The organism is Stenotrophomonas sp. HMSC10F07 (assembly GCF_001807895.1).
In the GTDB taxonomy this organism is placed as follows: domain Bacteria; phylum Pseudomonadota; class Gammaproteobacteria; order Xanthomonadales; family Xanthomonadaceae; genus Stenotrophomonas; species Stenotrophomonas sepilia.
Window position 1 is genome coordinate 1 of record NZ_KV791317.1, and the last position, 15,001, is coordinate 15,001.

The 15,001-nt window shown below is 67.2% G+C and carries 14 protein-coding genes and 1 pseudogene; 8 read left to right on the forward strand and 7 right to left on the reverse strand.

What is annotated here, in order from left to right; all coding sequences use genetic code 11:
• Window positions 1–189 (forward strand): annotated as a pseudogene (locus tag HMPREF3114_RS21255) (hypothetical protein); the annotation flags it as partial.
• 185 nt (window positions 190–374) lie between these two features.
• Here HMPREF3114_RS21255 and mdtD read toward each other — a convergent pair.
• From mdtD to HMPREF3114_RS00640, 5 genes are all read right to left on the reverse strand, one after another.
• On the reverse strand, window positions 375–1,784 hold the full coding sequence (mdtD, locus tag HMPREF3114_RS00620) for a multidrug transporter subunit MdtD (protein WP_005418383.1): 1,410 nt from the start codon (window positions 1,782–1,784) through the stop codon (window positions 375–377).
• A 92-nt stretch (window positions 1,785–1,876) separates the two neighbouring features.
• Window positions 1,877–2,959 (reverse strand): uroporphyrinogen decarboxylase, encoded by a 1,083-nt coding sequence (hemE, locus tag HMPREF3114_RS00625; RefSeq protein ID WP_032954409.1) that lies wholly within the window; start codon window positions 2,957–2,959, stop codon window positions 1,877–1,879.
• Between the two features lie 25 nt (window positions 2,960–2,984).
• The gene (locus HMPREF3114_RS00630) at window positions 2,985–3,224 is read right to left on the reverse strand and encodes a WGR domain-containing protein (protein ID WP_053498927.1); all 240 of its coding nucleotides are present in this window, start codon (window positions 3,222–3,224) and stop codon (window positions 2,985–2,987) included.
• A gap of 102 nt (window positions 3,225–3,326) precedes the next feature.
• Entirely contained in the window at window positions 3,327–4,439 is a 1,113-nt protein-coding gene (gene aroB, locus HMPREF3114_RS00635; protein WP_005418377.1) for a 3-dehydroquinate synthase, read from the reverse strand.
• Window positions 4,436–4,978 carry a shikimate kinase gene (locus HMPREF3114_RS00640; protein WP_053498926.1) on the reverse strand — a complete coding sequence of 181 codons (543 nt, stop codon included), beginning with the start codon at window positions 4,976–4,978 and terminating at the stop codon, window positions 4,436–4,438. The genes aroB and HMPREF3114_RS00640 overlap by 4 nt, the downstream gene beginning before the upstream one ends.
• 98 nt (window positions 4,979–5,076) lie before the next feature.
• On the opposite strand from HMPREF3114_RS00640, the gene HMPREF3114_RS00645 reads away from it, so the two are divergent.
• On the forward strand, window positions 5,077–5,280 hold the full coding sequence (locus HMPREF3114_RS00645) for a dodecin family protein (protein WP_005410663.1): 204 nt from the start codon (window positions 5,077–5,079) through the stop codon (window positions 5,278–5,280).
• A gap of 6 nt (window positions 5,281–5,286) precedes the next feature.
• On the opposite strand, the gene HMPREF3114_RS00650 is transcribed toward HMPREF3114_RS00645, so the two are convergent.
• On the reverse strand, window positions 5,287–6,114 hold the full coding sequence (locus tag HMPREF3114_RS00650; protein WP_053498925.1) for a kinase: 828 nt from the start codon (window positions 6,112–6,114) through the stop codon (window positions 5,287–5,289).
• Window positions 6,115–6,154: 40 nt separating this feature from the next.
• Between HMPREF3114_RS00650 and pdxH the strand changes: the two genes are divergently transcribed.
• Together pdxH and HMPREF3114_RS00660 are read left to right on the forward strand one after the other, a co-directional pair.
• Window positions 6,155–6,754 (forward strand): pyridoxamine 5'-phosphate oxidase, encoded by a 600-nt coding sequence (gene pdxH / locus HMPREF3114_RS00655; RefSeq protein ID WP_053498923.1) that lies wholly within the window; start codon window positions 6,155–6,157, stop codon window positions 6,752–6,754.
• A gap of 9 nt (window positions 6,755–6,763) precedes the next feature.
• Window positions 6,764–7,111, forward strand: a complete 348-nt coding sequence (locus HMPREF3114_RS00660; RefSeq protein WP_053498931.1) for a YqfO family protein — start codon at window positions 6,764–6,766, stop codon at window positions 7,109–7,111.
• A 74-nt stretch (window positions 7,112–7,185) separates the two neighbouring features.
• Here HMPREF3114_RS00660 and prpR read toward each other — a convergent pair whose 3' ends face one another.
• Window positions 7,186–8,769: a propionate catabolism operon regulatory protein PrpR gene (prpR, locus tag HMPREF3114_RS00665; RefSeq protein WP_053498922.1), complete on the reverse strand. Its 1,584-nt coding sequence runs from the start codon at window positions 8,767–8,769 to the stop codon at window positions 7,186–7,188.
• Between the two features lie 154 nt (window positions 8,770–8,923).
• Between prpR and prpB the strand changes: the two genes are divergently transcribed.
• The 4 genes from prpB to prpF all read left to right on the forward strand — a co-directional run bounded on the left by prpB (window position 8,924) and on the right by prpF (window position 14,956).
• Window positions 8,924–9,817, forward strand: coding sequence for a methylisocitrate lyase (prpB, locus tag HMPREF3114_RS00670; protein ID WP_005418360.1), 894 nt, complete (start codon window positions 8,924–8,926; stop codon window positions 9,815–9,817).
• 35 nt (window positions 9,818–9,852) lie between these two features.
• A complete protein-coding gene (gene prpC / locus HMPREF3114_RS00675) occupies window positions 9,853–11,010 on the forward strand; it encodes a bifunctional 2-methylcitrate synthase/citrate synthase (RefSeq protein ID WP_005418357.1) in 1,158 nt (385 codons plus the stop codon).
• Window positions 11,011–11,107: 97 nt separating this feature from the next.
• Window positions 11,108–13,726 (forward strand): Fe/S-dependent 2-methylisocitrate dehydratase AcnD, encoded by a 2,619-nt coding sequence (gene acnD, locus HMPREF3114_RS00680; RefSeq protein ID WP_053498920.1) that lies wholly within the window; start codon window positions 11,108–11,110, stop codon window positions 13,724–13,726.
• Window positions 13,727–13,777: 51 nt separating this feature from the next.
• Entirely contained in the window at window positions 13,778–14,956 is a 1,179-nt protein-coding gene (gene prpF / locus HMPREF3114_RS00685; protein ID WP_005418353.1) for a 2-methylaconitate cis-trans isomerase PrpF, read from the forward strand.
• Window positions 14,957–15,001 lie beyond the last annotated feature (45 nt).

Below are 15,001 nucleotides of genomic sequence, written 5' to 3' on the forward strand. Positions count from 1 at the left end.
CGATCTGCAGTAGATCCACGCCATGCGTGGATGCGTTTCGATTTCAAGTCGAAATATTCGATTTCAATGGACGTTCATCCACGCATGGCGTGGAACTACCCGATCGCGAAAATCTGTCAGAAGTGGGGCGGTGTGGGCTTGCAGGACCGTTGGCGCCATGGATGGCGCCATCGAGCCCACCATGGGTGAGGGCGCTTTGCTTGCGAAGCACTGCTTCGCAAGCGCCCGAACGCACAGCCGCCAGCGGCTGGGCCGGTCTGGGGGGTTACGGCGTGTCCTGCAAGCCCACACCGCCCCACCACCCACGGAATGCTCGCTGTTGCTGTTGCTTCGGCCTCTGCGGGTGCAGGGCCGCAGGCCCTGCCGAACCATCCTCACTCCGCGACGTGCTCGACCTGCCGCGGTTCGGGCTTGGTGTCAGGCAGCTGCCAGAAGATCATCGTCGAGGTCAGGGTGATCGCGCCCACGCACAGGAATGTGGCATGCAGCGCGGCGGTCGCGCTGTTGCTGTCCAGGTGATTGCCGAACGCGGCCAGCAGGCTGCCGGCCGCCGCGGCGCCGAAACCGGCGGCCAGCATCATCACCATCGACAGCAGGCTGTTGCCGGAACTGGCGAATTCGCGGTCAAGGTCGCGCAGCGTCACGGTGTTCATCACGGTGAACTGCAGTGAATTGACCGCGCCGAAGAACGCAAGCTGCACCAGGCGCCAGGCCAGGTGCTGGCCAGGTGTCATCAGGATGAAGCTGGCCATTGCCAGCCCCACCAGCACGGTGTTGGTCATCAGCACGCGGCGGTAGCCGTAACGTTCGACCAGCTTCACTGCCAGTTTCTTCGACACCATGCCGGCGGCCGCTACGGGCACCATCATCAGGCCGGCGTTCATCGGGCCGAGGCCGAGGCCGACCTGCAGCAGCAGTGGAATCAGCATCGGCATGGCACTGCTGCCGATGCGTGAGAACAGGTTGCCGAGGATGCCGATGCGGTAGCTGGGTACGCGGAACAGGGCCAGCGAGAACAAGGGCGCGGTGGAATTGGCGGCATGCAGCCAGTAGCCCACCAGCGCAGCCAGGCCCGCGACCGTCATCAGCATCACCAGCGCGTGTGGGGTGCCGAGTCCGGAGATGCCGTCCAAGGCCAGCGACAGCACCACCATCGCAAAGGCCAGCATGATGTAGCCGCGCAGGTCGAAACGGGTGCGATGGCTGGCGTAATGGTCGGGCATGATCTTCATCGCGGCGATGAAACCGATCACGCCGATCGGCAGGTTGATCAGGAACACCCAGTGCCATGAGGCGATCTCGACCAGCCAGCCGCCCAGCGTCGGGCCGATCAGCGGGCCGACCAGCGCGGGGATGGCGATGAAGCTCATCGCGCGCAGGAAATCCTCGCGCGGCACCGAGCGCATCACCGCCAGCCGACCGACCGGCAGCAGCATCGCACCGCCGATGCCCTGCAGCACGCGCGCGCCGACCAGCTGGTGCAGGTGCTGGGCCAACGCGCAGGCCAGCGAGCCGAGGGTGAACAGGATGATCGCCACCAGGAAGGTGCGCCGGGTGCCATAGCGGTCGGCGATCCAGCCCGAGGCGGGAATGAAGGTGGCGACCGCCAGCGCATAGCTGAACACCACCGACTGCATCTGCAGCGGGCTCTCGCCCAGGCTGGCCGCCATCGCCGGCAACGCCGTGTTGACGATGGTCGAGTCCAGCATCTGCATGAAGATCGCCAGGGACACCAGCCACAGCAGGGGACGCTGGCGGTTGTAGGTCGATGGCGATGTGGACATGGGGTGTGGCCGGTGCAGCGTGGGGGCCGCCATGATCGCGCACTGCGGGTCACGGCGCGATCAACATCGCGCCGTGATGGCATGCGGAATGCTCAGCGTTGGCTGTGCGCGTGCACCGCGTCGACCAGGACCTGCACATGCGCCGGGTCCATGTCCGGCGACATGCCGTGGCCGAGGTTGAACACATGGCCTTCGCGCGAGCCGCCGTTGCCGGCGGCATAGGTGTCGAGCACGCGCGCTGCGGCCGTGGCGATCGCATCCGGCGAGGCGTACAGCGTGGTCGGGTCGAGGTTGCCCTGCAGCGCGACGCGACCACCGGTGCGGCGCATTGCTTCGTCCAGGTCCAGCGTCCAGTCCAGGCCAAGTGCATCGGCGCCGGTCTGCGACAGTGCTTCCAGGTGCAGGCCGGTGCCCTTGCCGAACAGGATCAGCGGCGTGCGCTCGCTGCCTTCGCCGCGATCCAGGCCCTGTGCAATCCGCTGCAGGTAACGCAGCGAGAACTCGCGGTACATCGCCGGGGACAGCACGCCACCCCAGGTGTCGAACACCTGCAGCGCCTGCGCACCGGCCGCGCGTTGCGCACCGAGGTAGGCGATCACCGCTTCGGTGGTGACCTCCAGCAGGCGGTGCAGCGCCTGCGGATGGTTCAGCGCCATCGCCTTGATGCGTGCGAAATCCTTGCTGCCGCCGCCTTCCACCATGTAGCAGGCCAGCGTCCAGGGGCTGCCGGAGAAGCCGATCAGCGGTACCTGGCCGTCCAGCTCGCGGCGGATCAGGCGTACCGCATCCATCACGTAGCCCAGGTCCTGCTCCATGTCCGGCACCGCCAGCTTGGCGATGGCCGCTTCATCACGCACCGGATGGCGGAACTTCGGGCCTTCGCCTTCGACGAAGTACAGCTCCAGGCCCATCGCATCGGGAATGGTGAGGATGTCCGAGAACAGGATGGCTGCGTCCAGGGGGAACCGGCGCAGCGGCTGCAGGGTGACTTCGCAGGCGATCTCCGGGGTCTTGGCCATGGCCAGGAAGCTACCGGCCTTGGCCCGGGTCGCGCGGTATTCCGGCAGGTAGCGGCCGGCCTGGCGCATCAGCCAGACGGGGGTGCAGTCCACCGGTTCGCGGCGCAGGGCGCGCAGCAGGCGATCGTTGCGGAGAGGGCTGGTCACGATGGGCATTCCTTGGACGGGAGGAGCAGCGGCGTCAGTCGCCGTGCGAAAGGATCTGGAAGCCGCGATGCAGTTCGGCATCGCGGGCCTTCTCGAAGGCGTGGCGGGCGTCGTCGGCCTGCAGGAACAGCTCGCGCCGCAACTGCGAGCGGCTGCCGACGCGGCCGCTCTCGCGCAGCAGCTCCCAGCCGCCGAACAGGTCCGGCTGCAGGCTCAGGCGCAGGAAACGCGGTGCCTGCGCACCGGCGTCGGGATGTTGCAGGTAGACGTGCATGGCGCCGATTGTAGCGGGGCAGGGGTGACCCCTGCCGCAACGTGGTAGTGCCGGCCGCTGGCCGGCAACTTGATGCATGGAGGAGCCGGCCAGCGGCCGGCTCTACCTGGCTGACAGCACCTTCAGTACCGCCGCCTCATCGACGTCCGGGACCACTTCGGCGCGGCCCATGCCGCGCCACAGCACCAGGCGCAGGCGGCCGGCCACATTCTTCTTGTCCAGGCGCATGCGGCCGAGCAGGGCCTGCGGGTCCAGCCCGGCCGGGATCGCCACCGGCAGGCCGAGGCGTTCCAACAGTGCCTGCAGGCGAGCGCGGTCGGCATCGTCGGCCAGGCCGAGGTCGGTGGACAGCTTCGCCGCCAGCACCATGCCCACCGCCACCGCCTCGCCATGGTTCAGCGCATCGCGGCCTGGAGCCGAGTAGCCCTGCTCGGTTTCGATGGCATGGCCGAAGGTATGCCCGAGGTTGAGCAGGGCACGTTCGCCCTTCTCGAACGGATCGCGCTCGACGATGGCGGCCTTGTGCCGGCAGCTGCGCGCGATGGCTTCGGAAAGCACGTGGTCTTCACCGGCGACCAGCGCATCGGCATGCTGCTGCAGCCATTCGAAGAACACCGCGTCGCCCAGCGCACCGTACTTCACCACTTCGGCCAGGCCTGCACGCAGTTCGCGCGGCGGCAGGGTGGCCAGCACGCGGGTATCTGCGATGACCGCACGCGGCGGATGGAAGGCGCCGACCAGGTTCTTGCCGGCCGGGATGTCGACGGCGGTCTTGCCGCCCACCGACGAATCGACCATCGCCAGCAGGGTGGTCGGCAGCTGCACGCAGTCCACGCCGCGCATCCAGCAGGCGGCGGCAAATCCGGCAAGGTCACCGACCACGCCGCCGCCGAGGGCGAACACGCAGGCGTCGCGCGTGGCGCCGAGCGCCGCAAGCGCTTCGATCGCGCGGCCGAATTCGGCCAGCGTCTTGGAGGCCTCACCGGCGGCCAGCACGTGCTCGCCGATGATCAGGTCGGGACGCGCGGCCAGCAGGGTCTGCTTCACCGGCGCCAGATAGCGCGGGGCGACTTCGCTGTCGCTGAGCAGCAGCACGTGGCGGCCGCGAACGTGCGCGGCCAGTGCAGCGCCATCGGCCTGGGCACCGGCGCCGATGGTGATGGTGTAGGGGCGGTCGCCGCCAACGGCGACCTGCAGCAGGGCGGGGGAAGTCATGCAGTCAGGTCCTGGCGCTGCCATTGCGTGGCCAGCTTGACCACCAGCTGGGCAGTCGCATCGGCAGCGGTGTACGGGTCGGTATCGAGGGTGAGGTCGGCCAGTTCGCGGTATAGCGGGTCGCGGTGTGCGGCCAGGTCGTGCAGCACCTGCTCGCGGTCCGGGCGTTGCAGCAGCGGCCGGCCCTTGTCGCGGGCCAGGCGTTCCAGCTGCGCGGTCACGCTGACCCGCAGGTAGACCACGAAGCCGCGGCGGGCGATCAGTGCACGGTTGCCGGGGTCCAGCACCGCGCCGCCGCCGGTGGAGACCAGCTGGCTGCGGCCTTCCAGCACACGGGCCAGGGCCTCGCGTTCATGGTTGCGGAAACCGGCTTCGCCGGCGTGCTCGAAGATGGTCGGGATGCTGGCACCGGCGGCATCGACGATGGCCTGGTCGACATCGACGAAGTCCAGCGTGAAGCGCTCGGCCAAGCGGCGGCCGATGCAGGTTTTGCCGGCGCCCATCGGGCCGATCAGGATCAGGTTCGGAGCAGGATTCATGCCCTCTGATGCTAACACCTCCGTGCCCTGGCCTTTACGTTCTTCACGTCAGGGTAGGCGTTCCAGCGGGGTCTCCCGCGCCAGCCGGAGTACAGGCCATGACAGTCGCCAAGGTCATCGAAATCACCGCCTCCTCGCCGAAGAGCGTGGAGGACGCCGTGCGCAGCGGGCTGAAGAAGGTCTCCGAGACGGTCAAGGGCATCCAGGGCGCCTGGGTGAACGAGACCAAGGTGGTCACCAATGGCAGCGGCGAGATCACCGAATGGCGGGTCAACCTGCGGGTGACCTTCCTGGTGGAATAGGCGTGCTCAGCGCACGTCCTGCACCTGTCGCTGGCCGTCCAGGACCACCACGTGATCGGCAAGCGCCGGCAGCGCCCGCAGTGCCTGCCGGCTGACCCGCTCGTAGTACTGCACGAAGCGTTCCAGCTGTGGCCGGCTCATGCCGTGCCGGCCTGGCTGAAAGGCCTGCAGGTTCTGCTCCTGCTGCCAGCGCCAGCGCGGTACCACCGAGAAATCCGGCGGCTGCAGGAACCATAGCCGGTCGTAGCGCTGCCACAGCGCCGGGTAGTCGCGGGCCAGCGCTTGGTTGCACCAGCGCCGCCAGCGACCATCGGCGTCGGCCTCGCGCTCCAGCGCGTTCAACGGGCTGTCCAGCGCGTTGTCATCCTGCGCGGGCGCGCCCAGGAACCAGCCTTCGAACACCAGCAGGTCCAGCGGTTGTTGCAGGCGCGGCCATTGCGCTTCGGGCAGGCGTTCGTCGGCCAGCTTGTCGAAACGCGGCATCGCGAAGGGCTGGCGCGCGGCCACCGCATCCAGCACTGCGTGGGCCAGCGGCAGGTCGTGGGTGCCCGGCGGGCCCCGGGTGATCAGCAGTGGATGCACCTGGCGGGCAAGCCGTTGGCGCTGCACGCGGGTCAGGTAGACGTCGTCGATCGACAGCGTGGCGGCGTTCAGGCCGCGTGCCTGGGCGCGGGCCACGACCTGCGCGGCCAGCGTCGATTTGCCGCTCCCCTGCAGGCCACTGATCGCCAATACTGGAACCGCTGCGCCACTGCCCAGTGCGTCGTCCAGCACCTGTTCGGCCAATGTTTCGGGGAATCCTTTCACCTGGGGCATATACGCAGCAGCGGCCATGCAGCCACAATAGCCCAATCCGTGTGAGAAGAACGCAATCATGAGCGACCTGTACGCCGAAGCCCTGTCCACGTTTGCCAGCCTCTTCGAAGAGGCCAGGCAGAGCCGCGAGGTCGAGCCGAACGCCATGACCGTGGCCACCGCCGATACGCACGGCCGTCCCTCGGCGCGCACCGTGCTGCTGAAGGCGTTCGATGAGCGTGGCTTCGTGTTCTACACCCACCTGGACAGCCACAAGGGCCGGGAGCTGCAGGCCAATCCGCAGGCTGCACTGCTGTTCCTGTGGCGCAGCCTGCGCGAGGCCGGCATCCAGGTGCGTATCGAAGGCCGTGTCGAGCAGGTGGCCGATGCCGAGGCCGACGCCTATTTCGCCAGCCGCCCGCGGATGAGCCAGATCGGCGCCTGGGCTTCGCAGCAGTCGAAGACGCTGGCCACGCGCGAGGAATTCGACGCGCGCGTGGCCGAGGTCGAAGCGCGCTTCGAAGGCAAGGACGTGCCGCGCCCGGAGGGCTGGAGTGGCCTGCGCGTGGTGCCCGACCGCATCGAGTTCTGGTACGGCGCGCAGTTCCGCCTGCACGAACGCTGGTGCTATGAAGCCGGTGCTGAAGGGCGCTGGAGCAAGCGCCTGCTGTATCCGTAAGGTCGCATGATGAAACGCCTGCCGCTGTATCGCGTGGTGGTGTTCGTGCCGACTGCGGCACTGGGCGCGGTAAGGCACGGCATCCTCGCGGTGGACGCGCTGGCGGCCGGCGACTACGAGCACGGCATGTGGTGGTCGACGCCGGGGTTCGAGCAGTTCCGCCCGCGCGTGGGTGCGTCGCCCGTGCAGGGTGAGGAAGGCCGCACCGAAGTGGTCGACGGCGTGCGCCTGGAGTTCTGTCTGCCACGTGATCCGCAGCGGCTGCAGCGAATCTTCGAACAGGGCATCGTGCCGCATCACCCGTGGAAGGTGCCGGTGGTGCAGGTGGAGGAAATCGAGCTGCTGCTGGCCAAGTAGATCCACGCCATGCGTGGATGGGATGCTTGAAGAACGGTGCGAATCAAGGTTCGCACCCACCAGGCAATGAGTGGTTACAACCCCTCCGCGCGCAGCCAGCGCCACAGCGTCGTGCGTGATACGCCCAGCGCCTGCGCCATGCCCTCGCGGTCATTGCGGTGTTCATGCAGCAATGCTTCCAGCTGCGCACGCGGTGGGCGCTTGCCGTTGCTTTCCACTGGCAGTGTGGCGATACCTTCCTTCACCAGCTCGGGCGCGAGCTGCAGCAGGCGCGCTGCATCGATCAATCCTTCCCCAGGCTGCCAGTGGATGCGTAGTCGATCCACCAGATTGCGCAGTTCGCGCACGTTTCCCGGCCACTCGGCCGCGCTCAGTACCGCCAGTGCATCCTCATCCAGTGGCGCGTCGATGCCACGCAGCTGGCGGAAGAAGTGCTGTGCCAGCAGCGGGATGTCACTGCGCCGCGCACGCAGCGGGGGCAGGGCGATGCGTAGTGCGGCCAGCCGGTAATACAGGTCGCGACGGAAGCTGCCGGTCGCCGCGCGCTGCTCCAGCGACTGCAGGGTGGCGGCCACCACGCGCAGGTCCACCGGCGTCGGTTCGGTAGCGCCGACACGCAGCACCTCGCGTTCTTCCAGCACGCGCAGCAGGCGGGTCTGCAACGGCAGCGGCAGTTCGCCGATCTCATCCAGGAACAACGTACCGCCATCGGCGGCCTCGACCAGGCCCACGCGACCACCGCGCCGTGCACCAGTGAAGGCACCATCGCTGTAGCCAAACAGTTCGGCTTCCAGCAGTGATTCGCTGATGGCGCCGCAGTTCAGCGCCACGAAGCGTCCGCGACGGCCACTGGCTGCGTGCAGCTGCCGCGCCACCAGCTCCTTGCCGGTGCCGGTTTCGCCGGTCACCAGTACGGTGCTGTCATGCGGTGCATAGAGCGCGATCTGTGCGCGCACCTGGGCCATCGCTTGGCTGTCGCCGAGCAGTTCATGCGTGTCGGCACGCGCTGCCGGGCGCCGGCGCGGGGCGGCTCGGTTGCCGCTGGAGCGGGCCAGCGCCTGGGTCAGCTCCAGCGCATGTTCAAACGCTTGCCGCACCGAGTCGGCCGAATAGAGCAGTACCCCCGGCAGGCCGGCCTGTTCGGCATGGTCGATGGCCATGCCGGTGCCGACGATGACCTCGATGCCGTTGGCGCGCAGGTCGGCGATGCAGTCGCGCGCATCCTCGCGGGTGACGAAGCGGCGGTGCTCGATATCCAGGCCGAAACTCTGCTGGAAGTTGCTGAACGCCGGTACGTCGCTGGCGTGGGTGACCAGGCCGATGCGGCTGGCGATGCGGCGGGCACGGGCCAACGCTTCCATCAGGTCGAAGCCATTGGCCTGGATCGGCACCAGTGGCAGCTCCAGCCGACCGCGCAGCCAGGCCGCGTTGGAGCCGCCGGCGATGACCACGTCGCAATGCTCGCGGCGCAGGCGTTGGCCGATCACATCCACCGCTTCCTCGAAACCTAGGTTGATCTGCTCGATGCGCGCGCGTCGATCGAATTCGGGAATGACATCGCCGAGCAGGCCGGTCAGGCGCGAGACGCTGACCGTCCAGATCACCGGGCGACCGGGGTCGGTGTCGGCGTGGCGCAGCGGTGAGCGGGGCAGGTACATGGCGGCTGGAGGTCGACGTGATGTTTCATGATACATCCGTTTCAGTGTTTCATACGTTTCACTGTTGCGTGGCGGTCATCCCCGTGAAATCAACGGCTTGCAGCTTGGCATGGTGCTTGCGCCTACCTATCCGTTCTCCAACCTGGATCGCCGCATGACCGCTTCCGCCCCTTTCTCCGCCGGTGCCCGCTTCCGTGAGGCGCTTGCTGCCGAATCGCCGCTGCAGGTGATCGGCGCCATCAACGCCAACCACGCCCTGCTGGCCAAGCGCGCCGGCTTCCGCGCCATCTATCTGTCCGGCGGCGGTGTTGCCGCGGGCTCGCTGGGCCTGCCGGACCTGGGCATCAACACCCTGGAAGACGTGCTGGTGGACGTGCGCCGCATCACCGATGTCTGCGACCTGCCGCTGATGGTGGACATCGATACCGGCTTCGGGCCGAGTGCGTTCAACATCGCGCGCACCGTGAAGTCGCTGATCAAGGCCGGCGCGGCCGCCTGCCACATCGAAGACCAGGTTGGCGCCAAGCGCTGCGGTCACCGTCCGGGCAAGGAGATCGTCTCGCAGGGTGAAATGGTCGACCGCGTGAAGGCTGCCGCCGATGCCAAGACCGATCCGGACTTCTTCCTGATCGCGCGTACCGACGCCATCCAGGTGGACGGCGTGGACAAGGCCATCGAGCGCGCCATTGCCTGTGTCGAGGCCGGTGCCGACGGTATCTTCGCCGAGGCGGCCTACGACCTGGACACCTACCGTCGCTTCGTCGACGCGGTGAAGGTGCCGGTGCTGGCCAACATCACCGAATTCGGTGCCACCCCGCTGTTCAGCCGCGATGAACTGGCTTCGGCCGGTGTTGCGATCCAGCTGTTCCCGCTGTCGGCGTTCCGCGCGGCCAACAAGGCGGCCGAGAACGTCTACCAGGCGGTGCGCCGCGATGGCCACCAGCGCAACGTGGTGGAAACCATGCAGACCCGCGAAGAACTCTACGACCGCATCGGCTACCACGCCTTCGAGCAGCAGCTCGATGCGCTGTTCGCCGCCAAGAAATAAGCAGTACCCTGCACCATCAAGTTTCGGAGGGAAACATGAACGATACGACCGCAACCCCGACCTTCAAGCCGAAGAAGTCCGTCGCCCTGTCCGGCACCGCCGCCGGCAACACCGCGCTGTGCAGCGTGGGCCGCAGTGGCAACGACCTGCATTACCGTGGCTACGACATCCTGGACCTGGCCAACACCAGCGAGTTCGAGGAAATCGCCTACCTGCTGGTGCACGGCAAGCTGCCGACCCGCGCCGAGCTGGTTTCGTACAAGGCCAAGCTGAAGTCGCTGCGTGGCATCCCGGCCGCGGTGAAGGCCGCACTGGAAGAACTGCCGCCGTCGGCACACCCGATGGACGTGATGCGCACCGGTGTGTCCGTGCTCGGCTGCGTGGCGCCGGAGAAGGATGACCACAATCATCCGGGCGCGCGCGACATTGCCGACAAGCTGATGGCCTGCCTCGGCTCGATGCTGCTGTACTGGTACCACTGGAGCCACAACGGCCGTGCCATCGACGTGGAAACCGACGATGACTCGATCGGTGGCCACTTCCTGCACCTGCTGCACGGCGAGAAGCCGCAGGACTCGTGGGTGAAGGCGATGCACACCTCGCTGATCCTGTACGCAGAACACGAGTTCAACGCCTCGACCTTCACCTGTCGTGTCATCGCCGGTACCGGCAGCGACATGTACAGCGCGATCTGCGGTGGCATCGGCGCACTGCGTGGCCCGAAGCACGGCGGCGCCAATGAAGTGGCGTTCGAAGTGCAGAAGCGCTACGACAATCCGGATGAGGCCGAGGAAGACATCAAGGCCCGCGTCGAGCGCAAGGAAGTGGTGATCGGCTTCGGCCATCCGGTCTATACCGTCTCCGATCCGCGCAACAAGGTGATCAAGGACGTGGCCCGCGAGCTGTCCGAAGAACAGTCGAGCATGAAGATGTACGACATCGCCGAGCGCCTGGAATCGGTGATGTGGGACATCAAGAAGATGTTCCCGAACCTGGACTGGTTCAGCGCCGTCAGCTACCACATGATGGGCGTGCCGACCGCGATGTTCACCCCGCTGTTCGTGATCGCGCGCACCGCCGGCTGGAGCGCGCACATCATCGAGCAGCGCATCGATGGCAAGATCATCCGCCCGAGCGCCAACTACATCGGTCCGGAAGACCGCGACTTCGTCGCCATCGACAAGCGCGTCTGATCCACCTGCTGTCCCCATCCGGCCGGCCGCGTGCCGGCCGGATGCTTTCGCCGCCGCACCGCCGGCACCCGGCCCGCCCCAAGCATTCCGCCAGCCCATGAATACCGATTACCGCAAGAACCTCCCCGGCAGCGCGCTGGACTATTTCGACGCGCGCGCTGCCGTCGATGCGATCCAGCCCGGCGCCTATGCCACCCTGCCGTACACCTCGCGCGTGCTGGCCGAGAACCTGGTACGCCGCTGCGATCCGGCCACGCTTGGCGACTCGCTGAAGCAGCTGATCGAGCGCCGCCGTGACCTGGATTTCCCGTGGTTCCCGGCGCGCGTTGTGTGCCACGACATCCTCGGCCAGACCGCACTGGTCGACCTGGCTGGCCTGCGTGATGCGATCGCCGACAAGGGCGGCGACCCGGCCAAGGTCAATCCGGTGGTGCCGGTGCAGCTGATCGTCGATCACTCGCTGGCGGTGGAGTGTGGTGGTTTCGATCCGCAGGCGTTCGAGAAGAACCGCGCGATCGAGGATCGCCGCAACGAAGACCGCTTCCACTTCATCGACTGGACCAAGCTGGCGTTCGAGAACGTGGACGTGATTCCGCCGGGCAACGGCATCATGCACCAGATCAACCTGGAGAAGATGTCGCCGGTGATCTACGTGCAGGACGGCGTAGCCTTCCCCGACACCTGCGTGGGCACCGACAGCCACACCCCGCACGTGGATGCGCTGGGCGTGATCGCCATTGGTGTGGGCGGCCTGGAAGCCGAGAACGTGATGCTCGGTCGTGCCTCGTGGATGCGACTGCCGGATATCATCGGCGTCGAGCTGACCGGCAGGCCGCAGCCGGGCATCACCGCCACCGACGTGGTGCTGGCGCTGACCGAATTCCTGCGCAAGGAGCGCGTGGTCGGCGCGTACCTTGAATTCTTCGGCGAGGGAGCGGCGGCACTGACCATCGGTGACCGCGCCACCATCTCCAACATGTGCCCCGAATACGGCGCCACCGCCGCGATGTTCTACATCGACGGGCAGACCATCGATTACCTGCGCCTGACCGGGCGCGAGGAATCGCAGGTGGCGCTGGTGGAAAACTATGCGCGCACCACCGGCCTGTGGGCTGACGACCTGGCCACCGCACAGTACGAGCGCGTGCTGCGCTTCGACCTGTCCAGCGTGGTGCGCAACATGGCCGGCCCGTCCAACCCGCACAAGCGCGTGGCGACCGCCGAGCTGGCCGAGCGCGGCATCGCCGACGAGGCCAAGCTGGCAGCGGGCAAGGCCGAGCAGGCGCAGGGCCTGATGCCGGATGGCGCGGTGATCATCGCCGCCATCACCAGCTGCACCAACACCTCCAACCCGCGCAACGTGATCGCTGCCGGCCTGCTGGCACGCAAGGCCAACGAGCGCGGCCTGCTGCGCAAACCGTGGGTGAAGTCATCGTTGGCGCCCGGCTCGAAGGCGGTGCAGCTGTACCTGGAAGAGGCCGGCCTGCTGCCGGACCTGGAAAAGCTGGGCTTCGGCATCGTCGCCTTCGCCTGCACCACCTGCAACGGCATGAGCGGCGCGCTCGATCCGGCCATCCAGCAGGAGATCATCGACCGTGACCTGTACGCCACGGCTGTGCTGTCGGGCAACCGCAACTTCGATGGCCGCATCCACCCGTATGCGAAGCAGGCCTTCCTGGCGTCGCCGCCGCTGGTGATCGCCTATGCCATCGCCGGCACCGTGCGCTTTGACATCGAGAAGGACGTGCTGGGCGTGGACGCCGACGGCAACGAGGTGCGCCTGAAGGACATCTGGCCGAGCGACGCCGAGATCGACGCCGTGGTCAAGGCCTCGGTGAAGCCGGAGCAGTTCCGCCGCGTCTACAACCCGATGTTCAATGTGCGCGTGGAGCACGGCGCGACGGTCAACCCGCTGTACGACTGGCGCCCGCAGAGCACCTATATCCGTCGCCCGCCGTACTGGGAGGGCGCACTGGCCGGTGAGCGCACGCTGTCGGGCATGCGCCCGCTGGCGGTGCTGCCGGACAACATCACCACCGACCACCTGTCGCCGTCCAACGCGATCCTGGCCTCCAGTGCCGCCGGTGAGTACCTGGCGAAGATGGGCCTGCCCGAAGAGGACTTCAATTCCTACGCGACCCACCGCGGCGACCACCTGACCGCGCAGCGCGCCACCTTCGCCAACCCGAAGCTGTTCAACGAGATGGTGCGCAACGACGACGGCAGCGTGAAGCAGGGTTCGCTGGCGCGCGTGGAGCCGGAAGGCAAGGTGATGCGCATGTGGGAAGCCATCGAGACCTACATGGAGCGCAAGCAGCCGCTGATCATCATTGCCGGTGCCGACTACGGCCAGGGCAGCTCGCGTGACTGGGCCGCCAAGGGCGTGCGCCTGGCTGGCGTGGAGGCGATCGTGGCCGAGGGCTTCGAGCGGATTCACCGTACCAACCTGATCGGCATGGGCGTGCTGCCGCTGGAGTTCAAGCCGGGCACCACCCGCCTGACCCTGGGCATCGATGGCACCGAGACCTTCGACGTGGTCGGCGAGCGCACCCCGCGCGCCGAGCTGACGCTGGTCATCCACCGCCGCGACGGCCAGGACGTGATCGTGCCGGTCACCTGCCGCCTGGACAGCGACGAGGAAGTGGCGATCTACGAGGCCGGTGGCGTATTGCAGCGCTTCGCGCAGGACTTCCTGGAAGGCGCCAAGGTGGCGTAAGACATCCGACGGCCCGGCAACGGGCCGTCTTTCTTTGCAAGGAACACATCCATGACTTTCCTCCCGCAACTCCGTATTCCCGCCACCTACATGCGCGGTGGCACCAGCAAGGGCGTGTTCTTCCGCCTGCAGGACCTGCCCGACGCCGCGCAGGTGCCGGGCGCCGCACGCGATGCGCTGCTGATGCGCGTGATCGGCTCGCCCGATCCGTATGGCAAGCAGACCGACGGCATGGGCGGCGCCACCTCCAGCACCAGTAAATGCGTGATCATTTCCACCGCCTCGGTGCCGGACCACGATGTGGACTACCTGTACGGCCAGGTCTCGATCGACACCGCCTTCGTCGACTGGAGCGGCAACTGCGGCAACCTCAGCACTGCGGTGGGTCCGTTCGCGATCGCCAACGGCCTGATCGATCCGTCCCGCGTGCCACGCGACGGCCTGTGCACCGTGCGCATCTGGCAGGCCAACATCGGCAAGACCATCATCGCCCACGTGCCGATGCGCGATGGCGAAGTGCAGGAGACCGGTGATTTCGAGCTGGATGGCGTGACCTTCCCGGCCGCCGAGATCCAGCTGGAGTTCATCGATCCGTCCGATGACGGCGATGCGGGCGCGATGTTCCCGACCGGCAACCTGGTCGACACCCTGGACGTGCCGGGCGTGGGCAGTTTCGAGGTGACCATGATCACCGCCGGCATTCCGACCATCTTCCTCAATGCGGCCGACCTGGGCTACACCGGCACCGAACTGCAGCCTGCGATCAACGAGGACAAGGGGGCGCTGGAGCGCTTCGAGAAGATCCGCGCCTACGGCGCCTTGCGCATGGGGCTGATCAAGAACCTGGAAGATGCGGCGACCCGCCAGCACACGCCGAAGGTGGCCTTCGTGGCACCGGCGCAGGACTACGTGTCGTCCAGTGGCAAGGTCATTCCGGCCTCGGCGATCGACCTGCATGCGCGTGCGTTGTCGATGGGAAAGCTGCACCACGCGATGATGGGTACCGCTGCCGTGGCGATCGGCACCGCGGCAGCGATTCCGGGCACGCTGGTCAATCGCGCTGCTGGAGGCGGCGAACGCGAAGCGGTGACCTTCGGCCATCCCTCCGGCACGTTGCGCGTGGGTGCGCAGGCCGGTCTCGTTGACGGCCAATGGACGGTGACCAAGGCCATCATGAGCCGCAGCGCCCGCGTGCTGATGGAAGGCAAGGTGCGGGTACCGGTCGAGTGATGCGTTGGTGAACGCCAACCAAGGTTGGCGACTACCGGGCCGCAG